We start from the raw sequence: 22,011 nt of genomic DNA, 5'->3' as shown, positions 1-22,011 counted from the left end.
GGCGTAGATGTCGCAATCCACACCGAGCCAGAAGGCCCTCACCCGTTCAAGCACCCCACGCGCGTGTCACCAACGTCCCGGGACAACACACCTAGAGGGTGTCCTCCCAGTACGGTGCGCGCAGCCGTCGCTTGTAGAGCTTGCCGTTGGGGTCGCGGGGCAGGGTGGGGACGAAGTCGACGGACTTGGGGCGTTTGTATCCGGCCAGCCGTCCGGCGCAGAAATCCAGGACGGAGGCGGCGAGTTCGGGCCCGGGCGTCTGCCCGTCGGCCGGTTCGACGACGGCCTTGACCTCCTCGCCCCAGTCGTCGTGCGGGATGCCGAAGGCGGCGGCGTCGGCGACGGCGGGGTGGGCGAGAAGGACGGATTCGATCTCGGCGGGGTAGATGTTGACGCCACCGGAGATGATCATGTCGATCTTGCGGTCGCGGAGGAAGAGATAGCCGTCCTCGTCGAGATAGCCCAGGTCGCCCACGGTGAAGAAGTCGCCGACGCGGTTCTGCCGGGTCTTGGCGTCGTCCTTGTGGTAGCGGAAACCGCCGGTGCGCATCTTCAGGTAGACGGTGCCCAGTTCGCCCGGCGGCAGGCGGTTGCCGTCGTCGTCGAGGACGGCGAGTTCGCTGATCGGCCACGCCTTGCCGACGGTGCCGGGCTTCTTCAGCCAGTCGTCGGCGGTGGCGAACGCGCCGCCGCCCTCGCTCGCCGCGTAGTACTCCTCGACGCAGCCGCCCCACCAGTCGATCATGGCGCGTTTGACGTGGTCGGGGCAGGGCGCCGCCCCGTGGATGGCGTGCCGCATCGACGACACGTCGTACCGGGCGCGGACCTCCTCGGGCAGCGCCAGCAGCCGGTGGAACTGGGTGGGGACCATATGGGTGTGGGTGGCCCGGTGGGTGTCGATCAGCCGCAGCATCTCCTCGGGCGCCCAGTGGTCCATCAGGACCAGCCGGTGGCCGATGTGCAGGGAGGCGCCGGCGAACTGGAGGACGGCCGTGTGGTAGAGCGGCGAGCAGACCAGGTGGACGTTGCCGTCGAACGGCCGGATGCCGAAGATGCCGAGGAAGCCGCCGAGGTGGGTCCGTTCGGGCGGGGTGCCGGGCAGCGGACGGCGGATGCCCCGGGGGCGGCCGGTGGTGCCGGAGGTGTAGTTCATGACCCAGCCCAGGGTGCGGTCGGCGGGCGGGGTGTCCGGCTGTCCGTCGAGGAGGTCGGCGTAGGGGCGGAACCCTTCGGCGGTGCCGACCGCGTAGCGCCGTTCGGCGGGCAGCCGGGCCTCGTCGGCGGCGGCCCGGGCCGCGTCGGCGAACCGTTCGTGGGCGAGCAGCACCTTGGCGCCGGAGTCCGCGACGATCCAGGCGATCTCGGGCCCGACCAGGTGGTGGTTGACGGGGACGAAGTAGAACCCGGCCTGGGACGCGGCGAGATACGCCGTCAGGAACTCGACGCCGTTGGGGAGGACGGCGGCGAAGGCGTCGCCGCGGGTGAGTCCGGCGGCCCGCAGCCCGTGGACGAGGCGGTTGCCCGCGGCGTGCAGGCGGCCCGCGGTCCACTCCTCGCCGTCGGGGGCGATCAGGACGGTGCGGTCCGGGTCGGCGGTGGCCTGGGCCCAGAAGCCGGTGGGCGGTGCGGGGTGGTCCGTCATCGTGCTGCCTCCTCGGGGGTGTCTTCTCGCTCTTCGTGGATCAGGTCGTGGCGTCCGGTGCCGTGCGTCGCAAGGCGGAGCCCGCCCGCGGACCGGGTGTCCGTGGGTGGGGCGACAACTCCGCGGGGTGCGGTGCCGGGCGCCGCGGCCCCACGGAGAGCGGAAGGACACCCCCGGGCGGGCGCGGCGGTCAGGCGCGGCCCGCGATGCGGTTGATGCGGTCGACGGCCCTCTCGAAGCCACGGGTGAGGTCGTCGAAGACGGCCTGGACGCTGCGTTCGCTGTTCATCCGGCCGACGATCTGGCCGACGGGCGTGCCCAGCAGCGGGTCGACCTCGTGGCGCTGGATACGGGAGGTGGCCTCGGCGACCAGCAGGCCCTGGAGGGGCATCGGGAGGGGGCCCGGCCCGTCCGCGGCGTCCCAGGCGTCGGTCCAGGCGGTGCGCAGCTGGCGGGCGGGCTTGCCGGTCAGGGCGCGGGAGCGGACGGTGTCGCCGGGGCCGGCGGCGAGGAGCTTGGCGGTCAGCCGCCGGGAGTGGAGTTCGGCCTCCTCGGTGGTGAGCCAGAGCGAGCCGAGCCAGACACCCTGGGCGCCGAGGGCGAGCCCGGCGGCGATCTGTTCGCCGGTGCCGATGCCCCCGGCGGCGAGCACCGGCAGCGGGTCGACGGCGGCGACGACCTCGGGGGTGAGCACCATCGTGGCGATCTCGCCGGTGTGTCCGCCGGCCTCGTAGCCCTGGGCGACGACGATGTCGATCCCGGCGTCGCGGTGGTGGCGGGCGTGGCGGGGGCTCCCGGCCAGCGCGGCGACGCGGATGCCGCGGTCGTGGGCGCGGGTGATGACGTCGGGCGGCGGGGAGCCGAGGGCGTTGGCGAGGAGTCTGATCGGGTAGTCGAAGGCCACGTCCAGCTGGCTGCGGGCGACCTCTTCCATCCAGCCGGTGATCCGCCAGCCGGACGCCTCCCCCTCGGGCAGCGGCGGGACGTCGTGCTCGGCGAGGATCCGCGCGACGTAGTCGCGGTGGCCGTCCGGGATCATCGCCTCGACCTCGGCCTCGGTGACGCCTTCGACCTTGCGGGCGGGCATGACGACGTCGAGCCCGTACGGCAGGCCGTCGGTGTGCGCCGTCATCCAGTCCAGGTCGCGGGCGAGTTCGTCGGGCGCGGTGTAGCGGACCGCGCCGAGGACGCCGAAGCCGCCGGCGCGGGTGATGGCGGCGGCGACCGCGGGGAACGGGGTGAACCCGAAGACGGCGTGCTCGACGCCCAGCGTGGTGCTCAGCTCGGTCTGCATGGGCGCAGGATGCCGCAGGGGGGCGGAGGAGGGAAGGGGTTTTCTGACGTAGCGTCAGTTCGGTCGCGCCCTGCGGCCCACGGCCCCGGCGCGCGGGGGCCGGGGCCGCGCGCCGGACGGCGGAGCGGGCGTCAGACCGTGAACACGAAGTACGCCTCGGGGGTCGACCCGGGAACCCTGATGGCGGTCGGGGTGGGGTTCTTGTTGTTCATGGTGGACGTCTTCATGCCCTTGCGGTCGGAACTCTGGAGCAGCGGGCCGGAGCTGAACAGATGCAGCTGACCGGCCTTGCTCGTGGTCCGGGTGAGCAGCGTCCACACCTGCTGTTCGTGGTCGGGTTCGACCAGCAGCACCTGGAGGCTCTTCCCGAGCTTCGTGGTCCTGGGGGCCGTCGCGTCCATCGGCTGCGACTGGTCGACGACGAGCGCGTCGGGGCCCAGCGTCTTCACGGCACCGGTCCGTGCCGGGGCGAGGTCGAGTCCGCTCTGGATGGAGCTGTTGGTGCTCCCGTCGCCGAGCCGGAGGTTGGCCGGGGAGTTGTTGAGGGCCTCGATCAGGTCGTTGGCCAGCTCGTCGGCCCGGGCCGCCTGGGCGGCCGAGCCGGAACCCTTCTTCGGGAAGAGCTTCTTCAGCGCCTCCAGCGCCGTCTCCGCCGCCTTGAACTCGCTCCTGCAGACCGCCGCCATCTGCGTCGCCGTCGGCAGGGTCCGCTGGTGCGGCAGGAGGTTGCCGCCCTGGGGGTAGACCGCGTCGACCATGCCGTAGAGGTAGCCGACCGCGTCCTCGCCGTTCAGGCACTTGTTGACGGCCTCCATCACCCCGGCGGTGATGGTCTCGTACGACACCGTGTGGCAGCGGGCCTGTCCCGGCCCCACGGGCATGGCGTTCTGCAGGGCGGTGCTGAAGTCGTGGCGGCCGGCCTTGACCAGCCGGCCGCCGTTCGCCGCGGTCTTCCGCTGCACCGCCGCGACCGCCCGCCGCACCGGACCGGACGCGGCGGTCCGCCCCTCCGCCGGGGCGGGCGCCGGCCCCGACAGCACACGGTGGGCGTTCTCCTCCGCGGCGCGTTCGAAGCGGTCGCCCGGGTCGCTGACGCTCAGGCCCCGGCCGTTGTCGGTGCCGGCGACCGGGCCCCGGCGCTGCTGGATGACGTGGGTCAGCTCGTGGGCGAGGGTGTGCCGGTCGCCGCCGCCGTCGCCGATGACGATGTGGTTGCCGGAGGTGAAGGCGCGGGCGCCGACCTCGGCTGCGGAGGTGCGGGCCGCCGGGTCGGTGTGGACGCGGACGTCGGAGAAGTCGGCGCCGAGCCGCGCCTCCATGTCGCTGCGGGTCTCCTCGTCCAGGGGCCGCCCCGGGGTGCGCAACACGTCGTGGACGGCGGAGCGCTGGACGGCGGCGTGCCCGCAGCCGGGGCCGTGGCGGTGCTCCTGCTGCGCCCAGGCGTGGCCGTCCGCGCGGAGCATCTGTACGACGGCGGCGTTCCCGGCGGTGCGCTGGAGCGCCGCCAGCGCGTGGGGTGAGGCGTCGGCGGGCCGCTCCGGTACGGCGGGGAGGCGGGAGGCCGGCGGGCGGACGGCGTGGGCGGGAGGGGTGACGGGTGCGGGCCGGTCGGCCGCGTCGCGGGCGCGCATGGAGTACCTACTACGGAGCGGGGCGGGTGGGCTTCCTGGATATCCGGTGGCGCGCCGGGGCGCCATGGCCCTGGGGGCAGCGCCGCCGGCCGGACAGGCAGCGCTCGGCGGGCCGGACGGGCAGCGCCCCGCCCGGGCCGTGCGGCGGGGCGCCGGCGGCTGAATCCCCGTCAGCTCGCGGCGGGGTGTCTTGACCGGCCTCCGGCGCGGTCCTAGCCTCCGGCCGACCCCGCCCCGCTTCGTCCCTCGTGAGGTGCCCTGTGCGTATTCCTCCGGTTTCCCGTCCCGGCCGTGCCGTCGTCGCACTGACCGCCGCCGCGGTCTGCACGACCGGCCTGCTCGCGGCCACCGCCCCGGCGTCCGCGGATCCGGCGCCCGCCGCCCGGCACGGCGCGGAGCGGTACCCCGACCTGACGCCGACCCCGCCGATGGGCTGGAACAACTGGTCGTACTACATGTGCGACGTCAGCGAGAAGGTCATCCTCGACAACGCCCGGGCGCTGGTCCGCACCGGGCTGGCGGCGAAGGGGTACGACACCGTCACCGTCGACGACTGCTGGACGCTCAAGGAGCGCGGCAGAAAAGGCGAGTTGGTGCCCGACCCGGCGAAGTTCCCGCACGGTATGGCATACCTCGGGCGGGAGCTGCACCGGATGGGCCTGAAGTACGGCATCTACGGCGACGCCGGGACGCTGACCTGCGAGAAGTACCCGGGTAGCCTCGGCCACTTCCAGCAGGACGCCGATCTGTTCGCCAGCTGGAAGGTGGACTACCTGAAGTTCGACGGCTGCAACGTGCCGACGGCGGCGGGCCGTACCAAGGAGGAGACCTACCACGACGTCTACCGGCAGATGAGCCGGGCGCTGCGCGCCACCGGCCGGCCCATCGCCTTCTCGGTGTCCGCCCCGGCGTACTTCCAGTACGAGGGGGAAGCGCTCTGGCACCGGGTCATCGGCTGGTCCGGGGAGGTCGGCAACCTCTGGCGGGAGGGGCGGGACATCGCGGTGGAGAAGCACACACCGGCCGCGAAATGGTCCTCGATCCGCTACAACTTCGACTACAACGCCCAGTTGGCGGCGTTGCAGCGGCCGGGCCGGTGGAACGACCCGGACTTCCTGCTGGCCGGTGACTCGGGGCTGACCGAGACGGAGATCCACAGCCAGATGGCGCTGTGGGCGGTGATGGCCGCACCGCTGATCTCCAGCACCGATCTGACCCGCCTCTCCCCCGCCGCGCTGCGGGTCCTCGGCAACAAGGAGATCATCGCCGTCGACCAGGACCCGCTGGGCGTCCAGGGCGAGCTGGTGCGGCACGACGAGGACACGGCGGTGCTGTCGAAGCCGCTGCGCGGCGGCGACCGGGCGGTGGCGTTGTTCAACTCCGGCGACACCCCCCGCACGGTGTCCACCACGGCGACCGCCGCCGGACTGCCCGCCGCGCACTCCTACCGGGTACGCGATCTGACCACCGGCCGCACCACCCGCACCACCGGCCCCCTCACCGCCACCACGCTGGCGCCGCACGCGACGGTGCTGTACCGGGTGAGCGCGCAGTAGCGGGCGCTCCACCGGCGGGCGGATCCGTGGACCCGTCCGCCGGTACCGCTGCGCCCCGCCGGGCCGGCCGGCGCCCGGGCGCCGGCCGTCAGACCGTGGCCACCAGGAAGTCCTCGCCGCTGGACGGGCGGAGGCCGTCGGACCGGTCGGCGAAGTAGCGGGCGGCGAGTTCGGTTCCGGCCACATGGCGGACGTCCCGGAAGCCGGCCGCGCGGGCCGACGCCAGCATCCGCTGCGGGGGGAAGAAACTGCGGAACGGCGTCCCGGCGGCCCGGGCCCGCGGTGCGGTGGCCTCCAGCGCGGGGCGGTCGGCGGCGTCGAGGAGTTCGGTGGGCAGCAGGAACGTCATGGCGAGCGTCGAGCCCGGGGCGAGAGAGGCGAGGCGGCGCAGGGTCGCCGTGACGGCCTCCTCGGTGAGGTACATGGTGACGCCGGTGCAGGCGACGACGGCGGGCCGGGCGGGGTCGAAGCCCGCCTCGACCAGCCGCGCCCACCAGTCGTCGCCCGCCTCGAAGTCGACCGGCACCAGCCGCAGCCGGTCCGGCACGCCGTATCCGAGGGCGTCGAGGCGGCGGCGCTTCCACGCCTGGGTCCCCGGCTGGTCGATCTCGAAGATCCGCAGCCGGTCGGCGGTCTCCGGGCGCCGCTGGGCGAAGGTGTCCAGCCCGGCGCCGAGGATGACGTACTGGCCGACGCCGCGGGCGAGTTCGCCGGTGACGAGATCCTCGACGAACCGGGCGCGGGCGACGACAGCGGCCCGGAAACCGCTGGTGCCGTGCAGGTCCATGTCCCCGCGCCGCTCCCACCCGTCCGCCGGGTCGGCCAGCTCCAGTCCGGTCTCGTCGTGCAGGACCGGGGGCGCCGCATCCGCCCGGACGTGCAGCGCCCGCCAGAGGGCGACCCGTACGGCGGTGCTGTCCGGTGTCTCGTTCGGTTCGTCGGCCACGGTCCGCTCCTCAGGTGTGCCGCTCCCGGCCCGGTCTCGCGGCCTGCCGGTGGCGGCGCTCCGGGCCGCCCCGGGCGAGGCTATCGCCGCCGCCCGCCCACGGGGAGCAGCCATCGGCACCGGTCCAACACGGGCGCACGCCCGCCCGCGGCATCGTGCCGCCCCGCGCCCCTACCGGGCCCGGTCCGCCGTGACGACGTAATAGTCCAGGATCCCTTCCTGATAGGCGCGCAGGAAGTTCCGCGGCCAGGTGTCCGGGGCCCACCAGCGGGCGAGCCAGCGATCCCAGCCCGGCCAGACGTACCGCCCGATCGACGCGGCGCGGACGTCCGTGAGCCCGGCGTCCGCGAACGCGTCCGTGAGGGCGCGCACCGGCCGGGCGATGTCCAGTCCGCTGTCGAAGGTCTCCAGCAGCCGGGCGAGGTGGCGGGGGCGGTCCGGCGCGTCGTCCACGGTGAAGAATCCGGCGACCGCCGCCCGGCCGCCGGGCCGCAGCACCCGCGCGGTCTGTGCGGCGAAGGCGCCGAGATCCGGGAAGTGCTGGGCCGCCTCCACGCTGACCACCGCATCGAACGCACCGTCCTCGCACGGCATCCGCTCGGCGGCCCCCTGGACGAACCGCAGCCGCTCCGGCTCCGTCCGCAGCAGCTCCGCGTGGGCCGCGCGTGCCCGGCTCAACTGCTGCGGATGGATGTCCATCCCGGTGGCCGCGCAGCCGTACTCCCGCAGCATCACCACACACCCCATGCCGAGCCCGCAGCCCACCTCCAGGACGTGGGCGCCGGGCCGCGGCGCGGCGGTGTCCAGGACGTGCCGGTACAGGTCCTCCTGGCTGCGGACCCGGTCCGCCTCGCCGAGCGGACGGGCCAGGTCGACGGCGCGCCAGTACCCGAAGTTGATGAATCCGCCGCCGAAGACCGGCTGCCCGCCCAGGTCCTCCGGACCGTAGGTCTCCCGCACCACGGGCCGCATCGCGGAACCCGTCTCCTCAGCACTCTCCGTCATCCGTGCCACACCTCCTGGAAGACGCCGTACGCGGTTCCGTCCACGGGAACCGCTCGACGGGACAACGCCGGGCGGGGAGCGCGGGTGACGGGGGGCCGCCCGGCCGCGCTCCGGCGCCCGGCCCGGTCTTCCTGCCCCCTCAGCCCCCGCCCAACGCCTCCGTCGGCGCCACCCCCGCCGCACGCATGGACGGATACACGCCCGCCACCACCCCGATCGCGACCGCCCCGGCCGTGCCCGCGCCGACCGCGGAGAGGGGGACGACGGAGGGCCAGCCCTGGTAGGCCGAGTAGGCCAGGGAGGCCAGGACTCCCACGGCGGTGCCCAGGAGGCCGCCCAGGAGGGAGAGGGCGACCGACTCGGTGAGGAACTGGCCGCGGATCTGCCCCCGGTGGGCGCCCAGGGCCCGGCGGAGGCCGATCTCCCGGCGGCGTTCCAGTACGGAGATGTACATCGTGTTGGCGACACCGACGCCGCCGACCAGCAGGGCGACACCCGCGAGGCCGAGGAAGAGGGCCGAGAACGTCGCCGCGGTGGCGCGCTTCGCGGCCAGCGCGTCCGAGGGACGGCTCACCTGGATCAGGCCGGGGCTCTCCGGGTGGACGGTGGCCCCCAGCACCGCGGCGACATCCTCGACGGCGTCCTCGCGTGCCGTGGTGTAGATGACCGTCGGATGGCCGTCGAAGTGCAGTTCCTTCTTCGCGGCGCCCCAGCCCACCAGGACGGAGCGTTCCAGATCGGGGGCGAGCTTCATCGGGCCGAGGACGCCGACCACGGTGAAGTACGTGTCGTTGATGAGGACCTGGGGCGGCTCCTGGCCGGGGGTCAGGCGGGGGATGCCCAGCCGGGCGGCCGCTTCGTAGCCGAGGACGACCGTCGGGAAGGTGTCGGTCGCGGCCTTCAGGAACGTACCGGAGCGGACCTTGCCGTTCACCGCGGACAGCAGGTCGGTGCGGGCCGCGAGCACCGTCAGGCCCAGTCCGTCGTTGGGGTCGGTGCGGTCCGAACGGCGCACCAGGGCATGGGTGTTGGCGACCGCGCTGGCGTGGGTGACCGGGCCGATCCGCCGGGCCATCTCCGGTGCCTCCTCGGGGAGGAGGACGGGCGGATTCCGGTCGGGCACGGGTTCGGCACGCAGCGTGTTCGTGCCCAGTGCGGACAGCTGACGGTCGAGGTGCAGCTGGCTGGCGGCCGGAATGCTGGTCACCAGGATCAGGGTGGCGATGCCGATGGAGATGCCGAGCGCGGAGAGCGCGGCGCGCATCCGGCGGGTGCGGATCCCGAGCAGCCCCAGACGCAGTACGTCGGACGGGGCCAGCCGGACCGGGCGGGTGAGGTCGGCGTCCGGGGCGGTCGGGGCGGGGACGGTGTCGGAGCGTTTCACTGCGGGCCCCCGGTGTGTGCTGCGGTGTCCGCGACGATGCGGCCGTCGCGGATCTCGACCCGGCGCGGGAGGCGGGCCGCGAGGTCCCGTTCGTGGGTGATGACGGCGATGGTGGTGCCTTCCTCGTTCAGCCGGATGAGCAGGTCGAGGACGGCCTTGCTGTTGGCGGTGTCGAGGGCGCCGGTCGGCTCGTCGGCGAGGACCAGCGCGGGCCGGTTGACCAGGGCGCGGGCGATGGCCACCCGCTGGCGTTCGCCGCCCGAGAGCTGGTGCGGCAGGTGCCCGGTGCGGTGGCCGAGCCCGACGCGTTCCAGCGCGGCGACCGCCAGCGGTCTGCGCTCCCGGCGCGGCACGCCCGCGTACAGCAGTCCGGTGGCGACGTTCTCCGCCGCGCTCAGGCCCTCGGTGAGGTGGAACTGCTGGAAGACGAAGCCGAGCCGGCGGCCGCGCAGCGCCGACAGGCGGCGGTCGGACAGCTGGGCCGGGTCCTGGCCGTCGATCTCGACCGAGCCACCGGTCGGCAGGTCGAGGGTGCCCATGATGTTGAGCAGGGTCGACTTGCCGGAGCCGGACGGGCCGACGATGGCGAGCAGTTCGCCCTCGCCGATGGTGAGCGAGACGTCGTCGAGCGCCTTGACGCCGCCGTGGTACGCCTTCGTCGCGTTCCGGACGGTCAGGACGGGCCGGCCGCTCCGGAGGACGAGGGGGGCGTCGGCCGCCGTGTCCGCGGCGGCCGACGCGGTGTGCGGCAGGCTCATGACGTGGTCACCACCGTGTCGCCCTCCTCGACACCGGTGCCCGAGACCTCGACCATGCCCTTCGCGAACAGCCCGGTCTTGACGGCGACGAGCTCGCCGCCGGGGCGCTGGAGCGCGTAGCCGCCCTCCCGCAGCGCGAGCAGCGAGCCGACCGGCACGGCGAGCACCTGCTTGCGCCGCTCCGCGGTGAAGGTGACCTGCACGGGCGCCGAGCTGAGGTTCTGCACCGCGGCGCTGTCCGCCGGCTCGACCGTGACCTGGAGGGTGGCGTCGGACGGCGAGCCCGAGCTGTCCGCCTCGGCCCCGCCCTGCACGGCCTGCCCGATCGAGGTGACCTTGCCCGGCACGGTCTTCGTGTCGGGCAGGGTGAGGGTGACGGCGTCGCCCTTGTGGACCGGACCGGCCTCCTGCGCCTCCATCTTCACCTGGACCAGCTTGTGGACGGAGGTGATGGTCAGCACCTCCTCCGCCGCCGGATCCCCGAGCTGCGCCTTGATGCCGCTGACCCGGTACGGTCCGGGCAGCACGACGATCTGCTCGGGGGCGAGCTTCCCCGTCTCCTGCTGACCGGTGTCGTGCTGCCAGCGCTTGAGCGCGGCGAGCAGCCCGGGGGTGAGTTCGGTGCCGGGTTCCGCGCCGTCGGCGTTGCCGCTCGCGCGGGGGGTGGGGCCGGTGTCGTAGCCGAGCGCCTTGAGGTTGTCGGCGAGTACGGTCACATCCCGCCCGCCGGTCCCCGCGGTGGCGAGGGTGCGGAAGATGGGGGTGTCGCCGAAGAACACCATCACGGGCCGGTCGTCGACCCAGTACAGCGGCTTGCCGCGGGCCACCGGGGTGTCCGTCTTCGGCAGCCGGGTCACCGCTCCCTTGCCGGTGCCCTTGACCGTCCGCTGTCCGCCGAAGCCGAGGGTGCCGGCCAGTGTCTTGCTGTCGGCGAGGTCCTGCCGCACGATTTTCGTCGTTCCCGCCGAGGGGGCGCCGGCCTCCTTGGGCTGCTGGTCACGGCCGTGCGCGGACAGCGCCACCGCTCCGGCGGCGCCCCCGGCGAGCACCGCCAGGGCCACCGCCACCACCGCGACGCGCCTGCCCCGGCTGCGGCCGGGTGCCGGTGCGCTCTCAGTGCTTGACACTGAAGGACTCCTTCGTGCACGCGTCGTCAACCTTGGTCTGCTCGGCGTCGGAGAGTGCGCTGCCCTTGCTGTCGTTGTACGTCCAGCCGACGGCGGTGCCGTGGTCGTTCTGGAGCATGTGGACGTTCATGCCCTTGCCGTTGAGGCACTTCACGTAGGTGCGGTACTGGTCCGTGTAGTGCGGGTTGACCGCCGAGTCCAGCTCCGGGGGCGGCAGGGGCTTCTTCGCCAGACAGGCGTCGAAGGCCGGCTTGTACTTCGCCTCCTTCTCCTCGCCGTAGAACGGTGCCGCCTGCTTGGCACCCGCCAGCGCGGCCCGCTTGGTGTTCATGGGGACACCGTGAGCCTGGAGGCAGGCGTTGTAGGCGTCGTCGAGCTTGTTCCTCTCCTCCTCCGTGGAGTCCATGCGCAGTTGGGGCCGCCGGGAGTCGGTCTTCGACGCCGTCGAGGAGCCGGACTTACCGGCCGCGGACGGGCTTCCGGTCTCCAGGGTCGAGACGCCGTCCTTGGCGGCCTCGGCGCCGCCGCAGGCGGTCAGCACGGTCGCGGCGAGGAGCGCGCAGACGGAGAGCGCGGCGGTACGGACCGCGGGAGAGAGGGGTGGTGTCTTCTGCATGCCGCCCAGCATCACGACGACTTGTCAGGAAGCTGTCAGGAACTCATGGTGTGCCGGTAGGGGCCGGGTCCGGCGGCCCGGAGCGGCCCGCGGCGTTCCTAGACTCACTGCATGTGCGCGCATGTGGTCGTCGCCGAGGACGACGCGAAACAGGCGGATCTGGTCCGCCGCTATCTGGAACACGAGGGCCACGACGTGATCGTGGTGCACGACGGGCCGTCGGCGCTCGCCGAACTCCGGCGCCGGCCACCGGACCTGCTGATCCTCGACGTGATGATGCCGTACATCGACGGCCTCGACGTGTGCCGGATCGTGCGCGCGGAGACGGACCTCGCCGCCCTGCCGGTGATGATGCTGACCGCCCGTTCCACCGAGGACGACCTGCTGCTCGGCCTGGATCTGGGCGCGGACGACTATCTGTCCAAGCCCTTCAGCCCGCGTGAGCTGATGGCCCGCGCCCGGTCCCTGCTGCGGCGCGGCGGCCGGACGGGTGGCGGTACGGCGGCGGCCGGGCCCGCGCCGGACCCCGTGCTGCGGACCGGACCGCTGACCGTGGACCCCGGGCGCCACGAGGTGTGGGCCCGCGGCCGCCGCATCCACTGCACGCCGGGCGAGTTCCGGCTGCTGGAAGTGCTGGCCTCGCGGCCGGGGCAGGTCTTCACCCGGGCCCAGATCCTGGAGCGGCTGCACGGCATCGACCGCTACATCACGGCGCGCACCGTGGACGTACACGTCATGAACCTCCGCAAGAAGATCGAGGAGGACCCGCGCCACGCCCGCCGGCTGCTGACGGTCTACGGCGTCGGATACAAGCTCGTCGACGAGGAGCCGCCCGCCGACGGGGAGGGCGACGAGCCCGCCGACGGCCGCCGGGAAACACCCCGTGGGCGCTGAGTCACGCGGGCACCGGGACAGTGCCACGCAAGGGAAACCACCTCGCACACGGTCCCGTTGGCGCCGTGCGCCGCGGGCGCTCCGCCGCAGCCTGCTGCTGCGGCTGCTGGCCGTCTCGGTGGTCGTGTCCGTCTGCTCGGTCGCCGCCACCGCGTACGTCGTCGTCCAGATGACAGCCGTCGCCATCCGTCAGGAACAGGGCCAGGCGCTGGCCGACGACGCCAAGGCGTACGACGTGCTGCTCGGCTACGCGGCCCGGCACCCGGACTGGTCGGACGCGGGCGACACGGTGGCCGCGCTCGCCCGCCGGACCGGCCACCGCATCGTGCTGACCAGCCAGGGCCGACCGCAGCCGGTCGCCGACTCCGCCCCGGAGCCCGGCGTGCCGTTCCGGCCGCCCGCCAAGCCCACCGCCGTCATCGACCCGCTCGCCGTCGACCCCGACCTGCTGCCCCGCTCGGCGGGCGACCGGATCGACACGCGGGCGGTGGGCCCGTTCCTGCTGCCCCGCGACGAGAGCGCCGCCCTGGACAGCCTGGCCGCGCGGCTCCGGCGGTGTCTGCGCGAGACGACCGGCACCGACGTCCATATCGAGCGGTCGCCGAGCGGACGCCCCCGTCTGGTGCCGGCGACCACGAGCACCACACCCGGCTGCAGCACCCTGGCCCTCGGCAGCGAGCCGACCCCCACCGAGCGGACGGCGCTCACCGCGCTCAACACCCTCGTCAACGCCTGCCTCGCCCACCGCGGCGCACCCGCCACGACCCTCTCGCTCGACGGCGAAGGACGGCCGGCGGCCACCGGCCGCTGGTCCGGCGGCCCGCTGGTCTCCTCCTGCCTCGCGACCAGCCGCGCGGAACAACTCGCTCCGTACGTGGCGCCCGCCGCGCAGCTGTACGTCGCCACCCCGGGCCGCACCGCGACCACCTTCTTCTCCCTGTCCCCGGCCAACAAGGCGCGGATCGCCGGGAGCGCGGCGCTGGTGCTGCTGGTGACCGTCGCCGTCACCGTCCTGGCGGGCATCCGGCTGGTGCGTCCGCTGCGCGCGCTGACCACCGCGGTGCAGCGGCTGACGGACGGCGACGAGTCGGCCCAGGTGCGGGTGGTCGGCGGCGACGAGATCGGCCGGCTGTCGGTCGCCTTCAACACGATGGCCGAGCGGCGCGCGGAGCTGGAGCGGCTCCGCAAGGCGATGGTCAGCGATGTGGCACACGAGCTGCGGACGCCGCTGAGCAACATCCGGGGCTGGCTGGAGGCGGCGGAGGACGGCGTCGTCGACAACGACGGGGAGCTGCTGGCCTCCGTGCTGGAGGAGGCGCTGCTGTTGCAGCACATCATCGACGACCTGCGCGATCTGTCGGCGGCCGACGCGGGCGAGCTGCGGCTGTCGACGGTGCCGGTGCAGGTCGCGGACGTGCTGGCGCAGACCGCGAACGCCCACCGCGCCGACGCGGAGGCGAGCGGTGTGACGCTCACCGTCACCGCCGACGAGGCGATGGCGGTGGACGCGGACCCGGTCCGGCTGCGGCAGATGACCGGCAACCTCGTCTCCAACGCGATCCGGCACACCCCGCGCGGCGGCACGGTGACCCTGCGCGCGCAGCCGGTCAAGGGTTCCGTACGGATCGAGGTGGCGGACACCGGAACGGGCATCGCGCCGGACGAACTCCCGCACGTCTTCGACCGATTCTGGCGCGCCGAGAAGTCCCGTAGCAGGCAGACCGGCGGCAGCGGTCTGGGCCTGTCGATCGTGCGCAAGCTGGCGGAGGCCCACGGCGGCACCGTCACGGCGCACAGCACGCCGGGCGCGGGCGCCGCCTTCCGGATCACCCTTCCGCTTCCCCGGGAGGCGGCGAGGTGAGCGGGTGGGGCGACGGGACCTCCCCGTCGCCCCGGTGGCCGCGCCACCTCACCGCCGCACCCGCGGCATCCCCAGTCCGATCCAGGAGATGATCTCGCGCTGGATCTCGTTGTTGCCGCCGCCGAAGGTGAAGATGACCGCGGAGCGGTAGCCGCGTTCCAGGTCGCCGTGGAGGGCGGCGCCGGTGGAGCCCTCCTTGAGGGGGCCCGCGGCGGCGACGATCTCCATCAGCCAGGCGTAGGCGTCACGGCGGGCCTCGGAGCCGTGGACCTTGACGGCGGAGGCGTCCTGCGGGGTGAGGGTGGCGCGTTCCAGGGCGTCGACCATCTGCCAGTTGAGGAGCTTCATCGCGTCGAGGGCGGCGTGGGTGCGGGCCAGGCGGGTGCGGACCCAGCCGAGGTCGATGACGCGGCGGCCGTCGGTGAGGCGGGTGGCGGTGGCCCAGCGCTGGACGTCGTGGAGGGCGCGGATGGCCATGGTGCCGTGGGCGGCGAGGGTGACGCGTTCGTGGTTGAGCTGGTTGGTGATGATCCGCCAGCCCTCGTTCTCCCGGCCGACGCGGCGGGTGGCGGGCACGGTGATGTGGTCGTAGTGGCTGGCGGTGGTGTCGTGCGAGGCGAGGGTGTTGATGAGGGTGCAGGAGTAGCCGGGGTCGTCGGTGGGGACGAGGAGCAGGGTGATGCCCTTGTGGGGCGGGGTGCCGTCGGCGGTGTCGCGGGTGCGGACGGCGAGCCAGACCCAGTCGGCGGTGTCGCCGTTGGTGGTCCAGACCTTCTGGCCGTCCACGACGTAGTGGCCGGTGTCCTCGTCGCCGACGCGGACGGCGCGGGTGCGGAGCGCGGCGAGGTCGGTGCCGGCGTCCGGTTCGCTGTAGCCGATGGCGAAGTCGATCTCACCGGAGAGGATGCGGGGCAGGAAGTACGCCTTCTGCTCGTCGGTGCCGTAGCGCATGAGGGTGGGGCCGACGGTGTTGAGCGCCATCAGCGGCAGCGGGACGCCCGCCTGGGCCGCCTCGTCGAAGAAGAGGAACTGTTCCATCGGCGTCATGCCCCGGCCGCCGTACTCCTCGGGCCAGCCGACGCCGAGCCAGCCGTCCGCGCCCAGGCGCCGCACGGTGTCGCGGTAGAAGCGTTTGCGGGCGGCGGGGTCGGCGTCCTGGGCGTAGGTGTTCTCCGGCATCAGCGCGGCGAAGTAGCCGCGCAGTTCGGCGCGCAACCGCTGCTGTGCGGGGGTGTATGCGAGGTGCACGGCTCTCCCCTTCGTCCCGTGTCCGTACGTTCCTGGTCGCCGACGGCAGCCGGGCCGACGGTTTCTGACGCTCCGTCGGTTGCCGGCCGTCGGCGGCACAGTAGAACGCGTTCCAGAAATACGGAAGGGAGCGCACACCCGGCTCAGGGCGTGTGCGGCGCCGGTACCGGGTCGGGGGCCGGGCCCGGTGCGGGCCCCGGGGCCGGCGGGGCGGGGTGCGGCGGGACGGGGTCGGGCTCGGGGGACGGTACGGGGCCGGGGACGGGATCCGGTCCCGGAGCGGGTACCGGTCCCGGCCCGGGGCCGGGTGTCGGGCCCGGCGGACCGGGACCCGGGCCGGGGACGGGCGGCACGGGGTCGGGGTGGGTCGGCCCGGGCGGTCCGGGCGGCTGCGGGACGGTCATGGCGACTCCTCCTCGCGGCTCGGCGCATGGTCCACGGCGGCGCACGGCCCGGCCCGCCGCGCGCGGCCCCTCCCTCTCACCGTGCGCCGCCTCGGGGAGCGCCGCGACCGGGCGGAGCGGGAGCGCGCCCGGCAGGTTCGGGGGATACCGTGCCGGGCGCGCGTACGGGGACGGTCAGCCGTCCAGCAGACCGTTGGTGTCCAGGACCTGGCGGATGGCGCGGCCGGAGGCCAGCTCCTCCAGGGCGTCGTTGATGCCGGTCAGCGGCAGGGTGCCGGTGTGCATCAGCTCGACCGGCATCAGACCGGCGCGCCACAGGTCGAGAAAGCGCGGGATGTCGCGGCTGGGGACCGCGTCACCCATGTACGAGCCGAGCAGCGACTTGCCCTCACCGGCGAAGGCCAGGGCCGGTACCTCCAGCGTACGGCCGGGGGCGGGCAGCCCCACCGAGACGACCTTGCCGCCGCGGCCGACCACGTCCAGGCAGGCGGCCATCACCGCGGGCGACCCGACCGCCTCGACGGCGACCTCCGCGCCGCCCGAGGTCAGCTCGCGGATCGCGGCCGGGGCCTCGTCGGGGGCGTAGGCGTGCGAGGCGCCCAGGCGCAGCGCCAGTTCGCGCTTCTCGGCGACCGGGTCGACGGCGACGATCGGGTACGCCCCGGCGGCGCGGGCGCCGAGCACCGCGGAGAGGCCGACGCCGCCGAGCCCGTAGACGACGGCGGACTGGCCCGGGCGCAGCGCCGCAGTGTTGATGACCGCGCCGGCGCCGGTGAGGACCGCGCAGCCGAACATCGAGGCGACGGCGAACGGGACGTCGTGCGCTATGCGGACGAGGGATTCCTGGGCGACGACGGCGTGTTCGGCGAAGGCGGAGACGCCCAGCTGGTGGTGGACGCGTCCGCCTGCCGCGTCGGTCAGCAGGGACGGGCCGTGCAGCAGTCCGCCGGAGCCGTTGGCCGCCGCGGCGGCGGCGCAGAGCGCGGGGCGGCCCTGGGCGCAGTCGGCGCAGGAGCCGCAGCTCGGCACGAAGACCAGCGCGACATGGTCGCCCGGGGTGACCCGGCGGACACCGGGGCCCGCCTCGACGACGACGCCGACCGCCTCGTGGCCGAGGGCCATGGGCAGCGGGCGGACCCGGTCGCCGTTGACGACGGAGAGGTCGGAGTGGCAGAGCGAGGCCGCGGCGATCTTGACCAGGACCTCCCCCTCGCGGGGCGCCTCCAGCTCCAGTTCCTCGACGGCGACCGGGGCGGTGGTGGCGTACGGGCGGTCGGTGGAGACGGCCCGCAGGACGGCGGCGCGGGTCTTCACGCGGCCACCTCCGCCCGCGGTGCGCAGCGCAGCACCTCGCGGCTCTCCAGCAGCGGGACGACCTTGCCGAGGACGAGGTCCTGGAAGTGGGCGGAGGCGCAGTGGGCGGCGAAGTCGGCCTCGGTGCGGTACTCCTCGTAGAGCGCGAGGTCGCGGGGGTCCTCGGTGCCCTGGTGGACGCGGTAGCCGAGGCAGCCCTCCTCGGCGCGGGAGGCGGTGGCCATGGCGTCGAGGAGCGGCAGGACGGTGTCCTGGGCGTCGGGCAGGGTGCGGTAGCGGGCGATGACCACGTAGGTCATGGGTTACTCCTGGGGTGCGGGCCTCTTGAGGGCGGACGGCGGGACCGGCGGGAGCTGGTCGCGGCGCAGGTGCCAGAGGCGGGGGTCGGAGGTGGCGGCGGCGGCCGCGCCCTGGGCCAGCGCCAGCGCGACGTCCGCCGGGGACTCCACGAAGCCCGCGGCGATCGACGGGGACATGGCGCGGCGGGACTGTGCGTTCATCCGGCCGATGATCGGGGCGGGCATGACCTCGACGAGGTCGGGGGCGCCGCGGGAGACGGCGTCCAGGGAGCGGCGCAGGTTGGAACGGTCGGTGACGAAGACCTTCATGACGGTCAGCAGACCGAGCGGCCGGCCCTTCTCTATGAGGGAGAGGCGGGTGCTCACCACGCCGTGCGCGCCGAGGTCCTTGAGGAATTCGAGCGCGCCCCGGTCCTGGGCCAGACCGGGGCTGGAGTCGACGTTGACGAACACGGCCTTTCCCGCCCGGCCCAGCGCCGGGACGACCTGGGGCAGCTGCCCCACGGCGAACGACGCGAGGATGCACATCTTGGCCGGTGCGGTCAGGAACTGGCGCAGCGGCTGGCTGCCGACGACCGACGCGACGACCGGGACCTCGGCGAGGGCCGAGGTGAGCCGGGGGTCGAGCGGGGCGCCGGACCGGGGAGAGGGGGCCATGGCGGAGCCTTCCGGTGAAGGGGCCTTCCCCGTCGGGAAAGGGCCAGGGGAGAAGGGCCAGGGCCGTCGGGCGGCCCGGTGGGAACCGGGCCGCCGCGGCGATCCGGGTCAGCTCAGCGGGGACGTCCCGAAGCGGCTGGGCAGGCCCAGTTTGCCAGGGTTGAGGATGCCGTCCGGGTCCAGGGCGTTCTTCACGGCGACGAAGGTGGCGAACCCGGCGCCGAGCGATTCCTCCAGGTAGGGGCCGCGCAGCAGCCCGCAGCCGTGGTGGTGGCTGAGCGCCGCGCGGTGCTTGATGAGGACGGCGTTGGCGGCGTCCCACACCGCGCGGTACCAGTCGCGCCGCTTCTCGGGCGCCACGTCGCCGCGGAGCGAGAAGTAGACGCAGGCGCCGTCGGTGTAGGCGTGGGACTGGTGGGCGGAGGCGGCGAGGGTGCCCTCGACGGACTGGATGGCGGCGACCACCTCGTCGTAGATGACCGGCAGATCGGTCCAGGAGGCGGCCATCTCCAGGGTGTCGGCGACGAAGCCGGGGCCGGGGGTGAAGCCGTCCGCGGACTTGCCGACCAGCATCCGCTCGTCCAGCCAGCGCGCGAAGACCGCGTCGCTGTCCAGCTCGGGACCGTACGCGGCGCAGACCTCGGCGGCCACGGCGATCGAGGCGTCGACGATCGTGGGGTCGCCCTCGTCGGCGATGAGCAGGAGGTTGGTCTCGGGGTGGCCGAAGTGGGTGCCCGACTCCAGGGTGTCGTAGAGCCGCAGGACGGCGGGGGTGGCGCCGCGCTGCATGATCTTGCGGCAGGCGTCGAGGCCCTCCGCGAAGGTGGCGAAGCCGTAGGCGACGGCCTTGGCGTAGGTGGGCAGCGGGTGGACGCGGAGCCGGGCGCCGACGATGACGCCGAGGGTGCCCTCGGAGCCGATGAAGAGCTGGCGCAGGTCCGGGCCGACGGCGGCGCGGGCGTAGTCGCCGTAGGTGGCGCGGGTGCCGTCGGCGTGGATCACGTCGAGGCCGACGACCATGTCCTCGATCTTGCCGTAGCGGGTGGAGAGCTGGCCGGCGCCGCGGCAGGCGATCCAGCCGCCGACGGTGGAGACGGCGAACGCGGACGGCCAGTGGCCGGTGGTGACGCCGTACTCCTCCTGGAGCTGCTTCTCGAAGAGGTCGCCGAACATGCCCGCCTGGACGTCGACGACGTTCGACTCGGCGTCGAACCCGGTGATGGCGTCGAGACCGCAGACGTCCAGGACGACGCCGCCGAAGACGGGCAGCGCCGCGCCGGTGACGTTGGAGCGTCCGGCGGACGGGGTGACGGGGATGCCGGCCTCGTGGCAGATGCGCAGCACGGCGGCGATCTGGTCGGCGTCGGCGGCCTCGACGATCACGGCGTCGGGGGTGGCCGGGCGGCCCTCGGTCTCGCCGATCATCGAACCGGCCCACCAGTCGCGGGTGCGGGTGACGACCTCGTCGCGGGCGGTGTGCACGGCGCGGGCGGCGCCGCGCAGCTCCTCGACGACGGCCTCGGGGACCTCGACCGGGTCGCCCTGGAGTGCGGCCGGGCCGTCGCCGACCGGCCGGTCCTTGGCCCATTTGGCGAAGCTGGGGGCGCCGACCGTGTAGTTGCCGCGGTTGAAGGGGTGGGTGATGGTCTGACGGCTGATCATGCTGCTGCTCCTTCGAGGAGGACGGTCTTTTCGTGGCGGACGGAGTCGAGGTACGCGGCGACCGAACGGTCCACCTCGTCCTGGGTGAGGCCCAGTTCCTGCCCGAGCAGGGCGCCGACGGCGGGCGCCGCGGCGGCGGAGGCGTCGCGGGCGAAGAGCCGGGCGCGGGTGCGGCGGGAGAGGACGTCGTCGACGGAGCGGGCCAGTTCGGCGCGGGCGGCGTAGACGACCTCGGCCTTGGTGTACGGCAGGCCGGCGACGACGGGTTCGGCGAGCGAGGGATCGTCCTGGATCAGGTCGCCGACGAAGCGGGCCTCGGTGCCGTAGCGCTCGCCGAGGTGGGCGGCGAGGCCGCCGGATGCGGCGACCGCCTCGGCGTCGTAGCCCGCGCCGCCGAGCAGCGGGAGCTTGACGGTGCGGCTGGGGGCCTTGCGGCCGAGGACGGTCATCACCTTGTCGATGACCAGCTCGCCCATGTGGCGGCTGGTGGTGAGCTTGCCGCCGGTGACGGTGACCATCCCGCCGGTGCCGACGGTGATGTGGTGGTCGCGGCGCATGTCGAGCGTGGCCCCCTCCTTGCCTCCGACCAGCGGGCGCAGACCGCCGATGGAGCCGGTGACGTCGTCGGGGGTGAGCTTGCCCTCGAAGGCGGTGTTGGCGCCCTCCAGCAGGAACTCCATCTCCTGCCGGGTGCAGTGCACATCGTCCGGCGAGCCCTGGTAGTCCTCGTCGGTGGTGCCGAGGACGACGCTGTTGCCCCAGCGGGTGCAGGTGGCGCGGCGGGCACGGCCGGGGATCGGCACGGTGACGGTGCAGTTGATGCGGACCTTGTCCCACGGCACCACGATGTGCACGCCCTTGGCGGGGCGGACCTGCGGGCGGTGGCCCTCGTCGGCCATCGCGTCGACCTGGTCGGCCCAGACGCCGGTGGCGTTGACGACGGCGCGGGCGCGGATGTCGAATCCGTCGCCGTCGGCGGAGACCCGGGCGCCGGACGCCTTGCCGCCCTGCATCAGCAGCGCGGTGGCCGCGGCGCCGTTGAGGACCTTCGCGCCGAGTGCGGCGGCGGTCCGGACGAGGGTGAGGACGAGGCGGGCGTCGTCGGTGCGGGCGTCGAAGTACATCAGCCCGCCCTTGAGGTTCTCCGCGCGCAGCGTCGGCGCCTGCGCCAGGACCTCGGGGACGGTGAGCCGCTGGTGGAGTTTGCCGATGCGCCAGCCGCCGACCAGGTCGTACGTCCACAGCAGGCCCTCGAAGCCCTTGGCGAGGCGGGCGTCGAAGACCCCCTCCTTCTCCAGGACGGGGAAGAGGAACGGCAGCCGGTGCACCAGGTGCGGGGCGTTCTTGCGGAAGCGGTGGCGCTCCAGGAGGGAATGGCGGACGAGGTTGACGTTGCCCTGTTCGATGTAGCGCAGGCCGCCGTGGATCATCTTCGAGGACTTCGAGGAGGTGCCGGAGGCGAAGTCGTCCTTCTCGATCAGCGCGGCGCGCAGCCCGCGCGAGGCCGCGTCGAGCACGGCGTACGCACCGGTGACGCCGCCGCCGATGACGAGGACGTCGTAGGTCTCGTCGGCGAGGTCGCGCTTGATCGCCGCGCGGTCGAGCAGCAGGGCCGATCGGCGGGTCGCCGCGGCGCTGCGCCGCGGCTTCCGGGCGGGCATGGTGATCACAACATCAACTCCTGGTGTTTCGGCGACGGCCCGGGGGTCGGCC

The 22,011-nt window shown here is 73.9% G+C and carries 18 protein-coding genes; 3 read left to right on the top strand and 15 right to left on the bottom strand.

The window, feature by feature from the left end; all coding sequences use genetic code 11:
- Nucleotides 1-91: 91 nt before the first annotated feature.
- The 3 genes from ACF1BH_RS11395 to ACF1BH_RS11385 form a co-directional block, all read right to left on the bottom strand.
- A complete protein-coding gene (locus tag ACF1BH_RS11395; protein WP_391642175.1) occupies nt 92-1,642 on the bottom strand; it encodes an acyl-CoA synthetase in 1,551 nt (516 codons plus the stop codon).
- A gap of 190 nt (nt 1,643-1,832) precedes the next feature.
- Nucleotides 1,833-2,936 (bottom strand): NAD(P)H-dependent flavin oxidoreductase, encoded by a 1,104-nt coding sequence (locus ACF1BH_RS11390; protein WP_391642174.1) that lies wholly within the window; start codon nt 2,934-2,936, stop codon nt 1,833-1,835.
- A gap of 131 nt (nt 2,937-3,067) precedes the next feature.
- Nucleotides 3,068-4,567 (bottom strand): DUF4157 domain-containing protein, encoded by a 1,500-nt coding sequence (locus ACF1BH_RS11385; RefSeq protein ID WP_391642173.1) that lies wholly within the window; start codon nt 4,565-4,567, stop codon nt 3,068-3,070.
- 260 nt (nt 4,568-4,827) lie between these two features.
- On the opposite strand from ACF1BH_RS11385, the gene ACF1BH_RS11380 reads away from it, so the two are divergent.
- The gene (locus ACF1BH_RS11380) at nt 4,828-6,123 is read left to right on the top strand and encodes a glycoside hydrolase family 27 protein (protein ID WP_391642172.1); all 1,296 of its coding nucleotides are present in this window, start codon (nt 4,828-4,830) and stop codon (nt 6,121-6,123) included.
- An 88-nt stretch (nt 6,124-6,211) separates the two neighbouring features.
- On the opposite strand, the gene ACF1BH_RS11375 is transcribed toward ACF1BH_RS11380, so the two are convergent.
- From ACF1BH_RS11375 to ACF1BH_RS11350, 6 genes are all read right to left on the bottom strand, one after another.
- Nucleotides 6,212-7,069, bottom strand: coding sequence for a class I SAM-dependent methyltransferase (locus ACF1BH_RS11375; protein ID WP_391642171.1), 858 nt, complete (start codon nt 7,067-7,069; stop codon nt 6,212-6,214).
- 171 nt (nt 7,070-7,240) lie between these two features.
- Nucleotides 7,241-8,074 (bottom strand): methyltransferase domain-containing protein, encoded by an 834-nt coding sequence (locus ACF1BH_RS11370; RefSeq protein ID WP_391642170.1) that lies wholly within the window; start codon nt 8,072-8,074, stop codon nt 7,241-7,243.
- A gap of 139 nt (nt 8,075-8,213) precedes the next feature.
- Complete coding sequence (locus tag ACF1BH_RS11365) at nt 8,214-9,458, bottom strand: ABC transporter permease (protein ID WP_391642169.1); 1,245 nt, start codon at nt 9,456-9,458, stop codon at nt 8,214-8,216.
- On the bottom strand, nt 9,455-10,216 hold the full coding sequence (locus ACF1BH_RS11360; RefSeq protein WP_391642168.1) for an ABC transporter ATP-binding protein: 762 nt from the start codon (nt 10,214-10,216) through the stop codon (nt 9,455-9,457). The genes ACF1BH_RS11365 and ACF1BH_RS11360 overlap by 4 nt, the downstream gene beginning before the upstream one ends.
- On the bottom strand, nt 10,213-11,343 hold the full coding sequence (locus tag ACF1BH_RS11355; RefSeq protein WP_391642167.1) for a hypothetical protein: 1,131 nt from the start codon (nt 11,341-11,343) through the stop codon (nt 10,213-10,215). The genes ACF1BH_RS11360 and ACF1BH_RS11355 overlap by 4 nt, the downstream gene beginning before the upstream one ends.
- On the bottom strand, nt 11,330-11,959 hold the full coding sequence (locus tag ACF1BH_RS11350; protein ID WP_391642166.1) for a hypothetical protein: 630 nt from the start codon (nt 11,957-11,959) through the stop codon (nt 11,330-11,332). The genes ACF1BH_RS11355 and ACF1BH_RS11350 overlap by 14 nt, the downstream gene beginning before the upstream one ends.
- Before the next feature lie 111 nt (nt 11,960-12,070).
- On the opposite strand from ACF1BH_RS11350, the gene ACF1BH_RS11345 reads away from it, so the two are divergent.
- A complete protein-coding gene (locus tag ACF1BH_RS11345) occupies nt 12,071-12,853 on the top strand; it encodes a response regulator transcription factor (RefSeq protein ID WP_391642165.1) in 783 nt (260 codons plus the stop codon).
- Nucleotides 12,854-12,977: 124 nt separating this feature from the next.
- Nucleotides 12,978-14,714, top strand: a complete 1,737-nt coding sequence (locus ACF1BH_RS11340; protein WP_391642164.1) for an ATP-binding protein — start codon at nt 12,978-12,980, stop codon at nt 14,712-14,714.
- A 48-nt stretch (nt 14,715-14,762) separates the two neighbouring features.
- Here ACF1BH_RS11340 and ACF1BH_RS11335 read toward each other — a convergent pair whose 3' ends face one another.
- The 6 genes from ACF1BH_RS11335 to ACF1BH_RS11310 all read right to left on the bottom strand — a co-directional run bounded on the left by ACF1BH_RS11335 (nt 14,763) and on the right by ACF1BH_RS11310 (nt 21,968).
- Nucleotides 14,763-15,962 (bottom strand): acyl-CoA dehydrogenase family protein, encoded by a 1,200-nt coding sequence (locus ACF1BH_RS11335; RefSeq protein WP_391642163.1) that lies wholly within the window; start codon nt 15,960-15,962, stop codon nt 14,763-14,765.
- Nucleotides 15,963-16,540: 578 nt separating this feature from the next.
- A complete protein-coding gene (locus ACF1BH_RS11330) occupies nt 16,541-17,680 on the bottom strand; it encodes a zinc-binding dehydrogenase (RefSeq protein WP_391642162.1) in 1,140 nt (379 codons plus the stop codon).
- A complete protein-coding gene (locus tag ACF1BH_RS11325; RefSeq protein ID WP_391642161.1) occupies nt 17,677-17,979 on the bottom strand; it encodes a putative quinol monooxygenase in 303 nt (100 codons plus the stop codon). Before ACF1BH_RS11325 ends, ACF1BH_RS11330 begins: the two co-directional genes overlap by 4 nt.
- A gap of 3 nt (nt 17,980-17,982) precedes the next feature.
- Entirely contained in the window at nt 17,983-18,636 is a 654-nt protein-coding gene (locus ACF1BH_RS11320) for a glycerol-3-phosphate responsive antiterminator (protein ID WP_391642160.1), read from the bottom strand.
- A 108-nt stretch (nt 18,637-18,744) separates the two neighbouring features.
- Entirely contained in the window at nt 18,745-20,298 is a 1,554-nt protein-coding gene (locus ACF1BH_RS11315) for an FAD-binding oxidoreductase (protein WP_391642159.1), read from the bottom strand.
- Nucleotides 20,295-21,968 (bottom strand): FAD-dependent oxidoreductase, encoded by a 1,674-nt coding sequence (locus tag ACF1BH_RS11310; RefSeq protein ID WP_391642158.1) that lies wholly within the window; start codon nt 21,966-21,968, stop codon nt 20,295-20,297. Before ACF1BH_RS11310 ends, ACF1BH_RS11315 begins: the two co-directional genes overlap by 4 nt.
- Nucleotides 21,969-22,011: the final 43 nt, after the last annotated feature.

The sequence above is a fragment of the Streptomyces sp. NPDC014733 genome, assembly GCF_043083385.1.
Classification (GTDB): domain Bacteria; phylum Actinomycetota; class Actinomycetes; order Streptomycetales; family Streptomycetaceae; genus Streptomyces.
The sequence above is the reverse complement of the archived record's forward strand: the minus strand, read 5'-3'. Positions and strand labels throughout refer to the sequence as shown.

Bases quoted from the DNA above. Each gene is read 5' to 3' on its own strand.
- ACF1BH_RS11395 (WP_391642175.1), bottom strand. From the start codon at position 1,642: ATGACGGACCACCCCGCACCGCCCACCGGCTTCTGGGCCCAGGCCACC.
- ACF1BH_RS11390 (WP_391642174.1), bottom strand. From the start codon at position 2,936: ATGCAGACCGAGCTGAGCACCACGCTGGGCGTCGAGCACGCCGTCTTC.
- ACF1BH_RS11385 (WP_391642173.1), bottom strand. From the start codon at position 4,567: ATGCGCGCCCGCGACGCGGCCGACCGGCCCGCACCCGTCACCCCTCCC.
- ACF1BH_RS11370 (WP_391642170.1), bottom strand. From the start codon at position 8,074: ATGACGGAGAGTGCTGAGGAGACGGGTTCCGCGATGCGGCCCGTGGTG.
- ACF1BH_RS11360 (WP_391642168.1), bottom strand. From the start codon at position 10,216: ATGAGCCTGCCGCACACCGCGTCGGCCGCCGCGGACACGGCGGCCGAC.
- ACF1BH_RS11350 (WP_391642166.1), bottom strand. From the start codon at position 11,959: ATGCAGAAGACACCACCCCTCTCTCCCGCGGTCCGTACCGCCGCGCTC.
- ACF1BH_RS11345 (WP_391642165.1), top strand. From the start codon at position 12,071: ATGTGCGCGCATGTGGTCGTCGCCGAGGACGACGCGAAACAGGCGGAT.
- ACF1BH_RS11325 (WP_391642161.1), bottom strand. From the start codon at position 17,979: ATGACCTACGTGGTCATCGCCCGCTACCGCACCCTGCCCGACGCCCAG.
- ACF1BH_RS11320 (WP_391642160.1), bottom strand. From the start codon at position 18,636: ATGGCCCCCTCTCCCCGGTCCGGCGCCCCGCTCGACCCCCGGCTCACC.
- ACF1BH_RS11315 (WP_391642159.1), bottom strand. From the start codon at position 20,298: ATGATCAGCCGTCAGACCATCACCCACCCCTTCAACCGCGGCAACTAC.